Raw genomic sequence first — 7,735 nt, 5'->3', positions numbered from 1 at the left:
GCCAATCTCGTGCACATCCAGTCCGGGACTGGCGGCGCGCTCGCGGTCGATCTCGACCGAGAACTCACGGGTTGGCTCCTGGTTGGAATGTTGGAGGTTGCGCAGCCCCTCGATCCCCTGCAGCTGCTCCAGGATCGCATCCGCGAGCTGGATCAAGGTGTCCAGCTCAGGCCCCTTCAGTCGTAAGCTGAGATCGTCGTCGCCGCGATTGAAGCGGATGCCGCGGATGCCGCGGGTGTAGAGATAGGCGCGCAAGCCGGGGATCGCGGCGGACTTGATCTCGGACTTCACGCGCTCGATCCATTCCTTGGTGCTGACCCGGCGCTCCGCGAGCGGGGCGAGCTGAACCTGAATACTGGCGCGATGGCTGTTCTCGAAGCTCGAGCGCCCGAAGACGAAGCCGCCGACCGTGGTAAACAGTGAGCGCGTCTCGGGCTGTGCCTCAACGATGGCCTCGACCTGCCGGGTCAGCGCATCCATCTGCTCCAGGTTGACGCCGTTATCGGCGGTCAGGCTGATGCGGACATCGCCCTCGTCCAGCTCCGGCAGGAAGGCCGGCTTGGCCGAGAACAGACTCGGTGCGGTCGCGGTCAGTGCGGCGATGAATAGCGGGACTACCAGCCAGGGGCGCGGCAGTAGACGGCGCAGCAGCCATTGATAGCCATGCTCGAGGGCCTGCATCGCGCGGTCGACCGCACGCCGGAACAGCCCCTCGCTGCCATCCGGCAGCTGTCGCGCCAGCGCGGGCACCAATGTCAGCGCGACGACCAGGGAGGCGATGATCGCCGCCGAGATGGTGAAGATCAGCTCGCGGAACAGCAGCCCGATCAGGCCGCCGATGAACAGGAATGGCAGCACCGCGGCCAAGTTGGTCGAGGTCGAGGCGACGATGGCACCGGTGACCTCGCGTGCGGCATTGCTCGCCGCCTGCAGGGTTGGCTCGCCGCGACGCTGATGCCGGTGGATGTTTTCGAGCATCACGATGGTGCTATCGACCAACATGCCGATGCCGAGCGCGAGCCCACCCAGGGTCATGATGTTGAAGGTAAGGCCGAAGGCGGCCATCAAGATGAAGGTGACCAGGATCGCGATCGGGATGGCGCTGCCGATGATCAGGGTGCGGCGCAGGCTGCCGAGGAACAGGTAGACCACGAGCATCGCCAAGAGCGCGCCGCCCAGTGCCGCCTGGATCGCGTTGCTCAGCGACTGGCGGATGTAGCGCGCCTGGTCGTCGACCTTGGCGATCTGGATGTCATCGGGTACCAGTCCCTCTGCTTCAAGCCGGGCCAGCTCAGCGTCGACGGCATCGACCACGGCGACCGTGTTGCTGAGCGGCTGTTTTTGGATTGAGAGCTTGATCCCGGGCGAGCCGTTGAGTCGGATGCGCAAGCGCTCTTCGGCGCCGCTGTCGAGCACCTGCGAGACCTCGCCGAGCCGCAGCTGCTCAGCGCCGCCCAGTGCGGCGTCGCCAAGTGGCAGTGCCGCGATCTGCTCCACCGAGTCGAAGCGCCCGCCGGTGCGCGCGCTGATCTCGCCATCGCGCATCAGCAGCCGGCCAGCGGGCACATCCCGGTTGGCGTCTTGAAGCCGTGCCTGCAGATCGAGCACATCGAGTCCAAGACCGGCGAGCCGATACTGATCGACGATGATGCGGACCTCGCGCTCGAGCCCGCCGCCGACCTCGGCTGCGGCAACGCCGGGCAGGGTCAGTAGCTGCCTGCCCAGATCGTAATCAACGAGATCGCGCAGCTCGATGGGGTCACGCAGGGCCGAGCCGATGACATACTCGGCCACTGGCAGCTGAAACGGGTCGCGTTTATAGATGATCGGCGGATCGATGCTCTCTGGCAGAAAGCGTTTGGCGCGGTCGAGCCGGGCACTGGCGTCGCGCATGGCCTGATCCACATCGTCGCCATAGCGAAATGAAAGATCGATGGCAGAACGGCCTTCGCTGGTGCGCGACTGAATGGCAATGGCGCCTTCGGTAATGGCTAGCTGCTCCTCAAGCTGGCGAGTGACCTCGTCTTCCATCACCGTTGCGGGTACACCGGGGTCGAGCACTCGAACGCGCACGTCCGGATAGGTGATCTGCGGCAACAGATCGACGTTTAGCCGCTCTAGCGCAAAGGCGCCGAGCACCATGACCGCTAACGTGATCATGATCACGCCGATCGGATGCCGGATAGACCAGCTCGAGAGTCCTGTATTCATCAATAATTACAACAATGTAGGCCGTCCGGCGAATGCCTCTTGAGGCGCTTTGCAGGCGTTTTGGGAGAACTGTTGCTGCGCCGCCTCAGCCCGCTAAACCTTCGAATACTGGGGCCAATTTGATCTGACCCGCAGACATTAGGACTCGTGTCATGGATAATAAGTGCCTGACGGAGGCTGATTGGGTGTTTGCCTTCCCACGACCAGAACCCGATCCGCATCATCGATTCACTGCCATAGCGAGTCCACTGAGCACATGTCACTGAAGCGCCGCGGCCGCCAACCCGATCTCTTTAAGGTTCTCATGGTCGCGTTGGCGGTTGGAATGACGCTAACGCTTGGCTACCAGGTCAATCTCTACCATCTTGGTCAGGTCCAGCCGGTGGCGGAACGTGCGCCAGCGCCGCCCGTCATCGATGGCTGAATCGAGCTGATGACGTGAGCCCTTCTCATCCGCTCAAGGTGGGGGTCGTCGGGGTTGGCTACCTCGGGCGCTTCCATGCCCTCATCTACAATCGTCTCGATCAGGTCGAGCTGATCGGCGTCTGTGATACCGATGGGGAACGCGCTCTGAGCGTGGCCGCCGAAGCCGGTTGTTCGGCTTGGGATGATCCCCTGGCGCTGATCGGGCAGGTTGATGCAGTGAGCATCGCGGTGCCGACCATTGCCCATCACTCGGTGGCTTGCGCTTATCTCGAGCAGGGTGTTCACGTGCTGCTGGAGAAGCCGCTGGCGGTGGATGCGCGCGAGGGGGCCGAGATCGTGCGAGCGGCCGAGCAGCATGCTGCGATTCTCCAGGTGGGTCATCTGGAGCGGTTCAATGCCGGGGTGATGGCGCTTGCTGCGCGGATCGATGCCCCACGCTACATCGAAGCGCAGCGCATGGGCGGCTTCGTCGAGCGGGCGACCGATGTCGACGTGGTCGCCGATCTGATGATCCATGACATCGACATCATCCTGGCCCTCGTCGATGCCGACCTCATCGATGTCCGTGCCGTGGGTACGCCGGTGCTGACGCCGCGCGTCGACATCGCGAGCGCCCGTCTTGAGTTTAGTAATGGAACAGTCGCAAATGCCGTCGCGAGCCGAGTCTCGGACAAAAAGACACGGCGTATCCGGGTCTTCCAGCCGCAGGGCTATCTCTCGCTCGACTTTATTGGCCAAACCCTCGATAGCGCCATTCCAACGCAGCGCGAAGACGGTCAGCGCCGTGAGATCGAGCGCTCGCAGGTGATGGTGGAGCCGGTACAGCCTCTTGATCGGGAGATTGAGGCGTTCATCCACTGCGTCTCCCATCAGCAGCGGCCGCTCGTCGATGGTCGCACTGGGCTGCGTGCGCTCGAGGTTGCGTTGCAGGTGCAGGCCAGCATTGCCGATCAGCAGACCGCGATGCACGGAGCGCTAGCTGCGACGCAGCCATAGCGACCTGAGCAAGCCACGGCTTTTTCCTGATCCTGATTGCGGTCCGTTCAGGCCGAGGTCGTCGCGGGACAGATCGGCGATCCATCGCGACAGCATGATCACGGCTGATGCCGCTGCCAGGCAGCATGCTGGCCGCGCATCTTGACCATCTCCGCTGCAAGCGCAAGCGCTGCAATCAGGCTACCCGGATTTGCCCGGCCAGTCCCCGCGATATCGAGCGCAGTGCCGTGATCGACCGAGGTGCGGATGATGGGCAAGCCGAGCGTCACGTTGACCGACTGGCCGAAGCCGAGGTGCTTCAGCACCGGTAGGCCCTGGTCGTGATACATCGCAAGCACCGCGTCGGCCTGCTCAAGTCGATGGGGGACGAAGACGGTATCCGCTGGCAGCGGTCCTTGCAGATTCATGCCTTCGCCTTGGAGCCGTGCAATCAATGGGATCAGTATCTCTTGCTCCTCGAGGCCAAGGTGTCCGCCCTCGCCGGCGTGGGGGTTCAGCCCACAGATCAGCACGCGCGGATTAAGGATGCTGAAGTCATGGCGTAGGCTGCAGACCAAGATGCGAATGATGCGCTCGATCCGCGGCTCAGTGATGGCTTTGGGTACCGCGGCGAGTGGCAGATGGGTCGTTGCCAGGGCCACGCGTAGCCTAGGTGCTGTGAGCATCATCACGGGGGTGGGAACGGGCTCGCCGTCAGGCGCGCAGACCTCAGCAAGCAGTTCGGTATGACCGCTGAAGGGCAGCCCGGCGTCGTTGATGACCCCTTTGTGCACGGGCCCTGTGACCAAGGCATCCCAGCGTCCACGGAGACAGCCAGTGCAAGCCATCTGAAGCGTGGTCAGCACATAGGAGGCGTTCGCGGGGTTGAGATCGCCTGCTTGCGCCGGGACCGATAGGGAAGCAGCGGCGTCAACCAAGAGCCCGCCGGGTGCGGACGGGGCCGCTGGTCGGTCCGGATCGAAGCGCTCGAGCGTCAACGGCAGTCCAAGCCTCTCGGCCCGCGCGGCCAGCAGCTCAGGATCACAGACGGCAACCAGCTCCGCGGCCTGCGGCCGTTGCGCGACGGCGACACAGAGATCGGGACCGATGCCCGCGGGCTCACCAGCTGTCAGTGCGAGCCGCGGGGTCTTAGCGATCGCGCTCATCGAGTCGAACCTCGAGATAGGCTTCGTCTTTTAACCGCTGCAACCAGAGCTCTTTTGCTTCCTCGGCCTTGCGCATGCGCAGTGCCTCTTTGGCCCTGAGGCGCAATAGCTCGTCGGCGGTGTCCTGGTCGCGGCGTTCGTTGACCTGAACGATGTGCCAGCCAAACGGGCTCTCGAACGGCTGACTGATCTCGCCCGGGCTCAGTGCGTCCATCTCGCGCTCGAAGGCCGGCACGGTATCACCCGGACTGACCCAGCCGAGATCGCCGCCGTTCAGCGCCGAGCCGGTGTCATCGGAGTGCGAGCGCGCCAAGGTGGCAAAATCATCGCCACCGACGATGCGCAGGCGCAGCTGCTCGAGTCGCCGCTGCGCATCCTCACTCGAGACCACCTCACTGGTGCGGATCAGGATGTGGCGGGCCTTGGTCTGAGTAATTGGCTCGGGTGTGTCGCCTTTGATGTCGCTGACCTTGATGATATGAAAGCCGCTCGGGCTGCGTATCGGGTCGGTCAGCTCACCGCGGCCTAGGCTCTGAGCGGGCTGTGCGGCAAGGCTCGGCACCTCGCCGATTGGAAACCAGCCCAGATCACCGCCTTCTTGAGCACGGCCGCCGTCCGACTTTGCCCTCGCCAGGCTGGCGAAATCTTCACCTTGGCGCAGGCGTCTTGCGATGGATTGGGCCTCGCTGCGGGCCTCCTCGACTTGCGCAGGGCTCGCACCTTCAGGCAAAGCAATCAGGATGTGGCTCAGTCGCACCTCGCTGCGTGTGATCAAGCTGTCGCGCTCGGTCTCGACGAAGCGATCGACCTCCGGCTCGCTGATTCGTACCTCCTTGACCACTTCCTCCTGCTGGAGCCGCGAGGTGATGATCTGGCGGCGGGTATCGTCGCGAAAGGCCTCGAAGGAGATCTGATTGGCCTCAAGGGCCTCTCGCAGCTCCATCAAGCCCATCCCATTGCGAGCGGCGATGTTGGTGAGGGCTTCGTTCAACGTCGCTTCGTCGACCTCGAGCCCAAGGGTCTGCGCGCGCTGCATTTGCAGCCGCTCCAGGATCAACTGATCGAGCACCTGCTCCTCTAGAACGGCGGGGTCCGGAATCGCGGCGTCGCGTGCTTGTAGCTCAGGGATCAGCAGGTCGATCTGGGTATCGAGCTCGCTCTGTACGATCACATCGTCATTGACGACGGCCACGATGGCGTCCAAGGGTTGTATCCGACCCTGGGCCCAGCTCGTCGTCCAGACAGTCATCAAACAGGCGCTCAGGAGCATCGTGATCAATGACGCTGAGGGGCGTCGTCGATCCTCAATCGACTTGATAGCCATAGACTTCTCGTTGCAGGAAACTATCGACGGAGCTGCCGAAGGCGCCGAGGCCGGCGAGCTCCACTTGTAGCATCACCGAGGTACTGGCGGTGCTATCGGCACTATTCTTGAAATGGCGTCCAAGCACCCGGACCTTCCAGCAGCATTGCCCAAACTCGATGCCGGCGAAGGCGTCGTTGGTCTCCTCAGTCTCAAGCGAATAGAGCCAGCGTCCAACGACATTGACCTCGTTGGAGACTGGCATCCGAAAGGAGAGATCGGTCGTCTCGAAGCGGTTCTCGAGGCTGCTGCCGCGATCAAAGCGATAGGCAAGGTTGACCAGCCGCGTGCTCTGCGGTTCCCGATACTGCAGCTGGAGGGTGCGCCGGCCCCATTGATCGGTTTCTTCGGCGGGGTCCCATTCGAAGCTCGCGCGCCCGCGCCACCGGTCAAACAGCTGTGCCGAGATCTCGCCGGCGATCGGTGACTCATTCGCAACCTCAGTGGGGCCCGCAATCTGCACACGCCGATCGGCGAAGTAGAGGATGCGGCCTACGCTCAGTCTCAGCATTTCCGCACCGGTGCGTGCGTCCAGGAACCGCGAGCTCAGGGCAGTGGTCAGCTGGTTGGCGTCACCAATACGGTCGCGTCCGGTGAAACGATTGCTCCGGAAGAGATTGGCGAAGTTGAATGTCAGCTCCGAGCTATCGAAGACCGGGGTCTCCGACTGATCCTCGTAAGGGGTATAGAGGTAGTACAGCCGTGGCTCCAAGGTTTGCAACGCCTGGGCGCCGAACCAGCTCGCATCGCGCTCAAAGACCAGCTTGCTATCGACCTCGAAGGTTGGGATCGAGTGACTTGGCGAGGTCGGCTGACCGACCGCCGTATTCGAGAGGTCGTAGCCGCTGAGATTGAGCGAAAGCCTTGGGATGAGATGGCCGTAGCTGCGCCGTAATGGCAGGCTGAGGCTCGGCTGCATCGCCAGGCGTTGGCCATAGACGATATGGTTGTGATCGAAATAGTCGTACTCGGCATTCACGGTGGCGGTCAGTCCTGCCCCGAGCTCGACAGGGCTCAGATTGAAGAGCACCTGTGGGAGCCGACCGTAGGGCCGCTGCTCCGGGCTGATCTCGGGATCAACCGTTTGATAGCCTTCGAGCACCGTGAGCAGCGACCAGCTATTGCCGACGTAGCCGAGCGAGCCCCGTTGCAAGAGCCGGCGGGTACTGGTGATATCCAGACTGTTACCGAAATCCTCCAGATAGCTGTCGTCGGAGACGGCACTGAAATCAAGGAAGGTGGTAAAGCGGCCGAGCCAGCTGCCGCTTTCCTCAAGGTTCAGTGCCCAGCGTGCGCTGTTGTCTTCGTACTTTGCATCGTTGGGGATGAATTCGGCCTCGATGCGACCGCGATCGTTGCGGGTGAGGTAACGCAGCTCGGTCCCCAGCAGCAAACCACGCTCGCTGAGGAAATGCGGTGAAATGGTCGCATCCAGATTCGGGGCGATGTTCCAGTAGTAGGGCACCACCAGCTCAAAGCCGCTCTCATCCGAGGTGCCGATGGTGGGGACGAGAAACCCACTGCGGCGACGGTCATCGATAGGGAAGCGAAGGTACGGTGTGTAGACGACCGGTATCCCCTTGACGCGCAGGCG

6 protein-coding genes are annotated in these 7,735 nt (G+C 62.9%); 2 read left to right on the top strand and 4 right to left on the bottom strand.

The genetic code is table 11. The features are described from left to right. The coding region (locus ACY693_RS11115) for an efflux RND transporter permease subunit (protein WP_462321892.1) at positions 1–2,211 on the bottom strand (2,211 nt) is incomplete at its 3' end. Positions 2,212–2,467: 256 nt separating this feature from the next. Between ACY693_RS11115 and ACY693_RS11110 the strand changes: the two genes are divergently transcribed. Next, positions 2,468–2,635, top strand: coding sequence for a hypothetical protein (locus ACY693_RS11110; RefSeq protein ID WP_462321891.1), 168 nt, complete (start codon positions 2,468–2,470; stop codon positions 2,633–2,635). Between the two features lie 14 nt (positions 2,636–2,649). Further along, on the top strand, positions 2,650–3,633 hold the full coding sequence (locus ACY693_RS11105; protein WP_462321890.1) for a Gfo/Idh/MocA family oxidoreductase: 984 nt from the start codon (positions 2,650–2,652) through the stop codon (positions 3,631–3,633). A 98-nt stretch (positions 3,634–3,731) separates the two neighbouring features. Here the strand turns inward: ACY693_RS11105 and pdxA are convergent, their stop codons facing one another. The 3 genes from pdxA to ACY693_RS11090 form a co-directional block, all read right to left on the bottom strand. Continuing rightward, on the bottom strand, positions 3,732–4,778 hold the full coding sequence (pdxA, locus tag ACY693_RS11100; protein WP_462321889.1) for a 4-hydroxythreonine-4-phosphate dehydrogenase PdxA: 1,047 nt from the start codon (positions 4,776–4,778) through the stop codon (positions 3,732–3,734). After that, a complete protein-coding gene (locus tag ACY693_RS11095) occupies positions 4,762–6,048 on the bottom strand; it encodes a peptidylprolyl isomerase (protein ID WP_462321893.1) in 1,287 nt (428 codons plus the stop codon). The genes pdxA and ACY693_RS11095 overlap by 17 nt, the downstream gene beginning before the upstream one ends. Before the next feature lie 34 nt (positions 6,049–6,082). After that, positions 6,083–7,735: LPS-assembly protein LptD (locus tag ACY693_RS11090; protein ID WP_462321888.1), on the bottom strand; the 1,653-nt coding region annotated here is incomplete at its 5' end.

It is taken from the genome of Halochromatium sp. (genome assembly GCF_054919635.1).
Note: the sequence above shows the minus strand (reverse complement) of the source record. Positions and strands in the feature narration are given on the sequence as shown.

Excerpts from the sequence above, each read along its gene's own strand:
- ACY693_RS11110 (WP_462321891.1), top strand. The coding sequence starts at position 2,468 with ATGTCACTGAAGCGCCGCGGCCGCCAACCCGATCTCTTTAAGGTTCTC.
- pdxA (WP_462321889.1), bottom strand. The coding sequence starts at position 4,778 with ATGAGCGCGATCGCTAAGACCCCGCGGCTCGCACTGACAGCTGGTGAG.
- ACY693_RS11095 (WP_462321893.1), bottom strand. The coding sequence starts at position 6,048 with ATGCTCCTGAGCGCCTGTTTGATGACTGTCTGGACGACGAGCTGGGCC.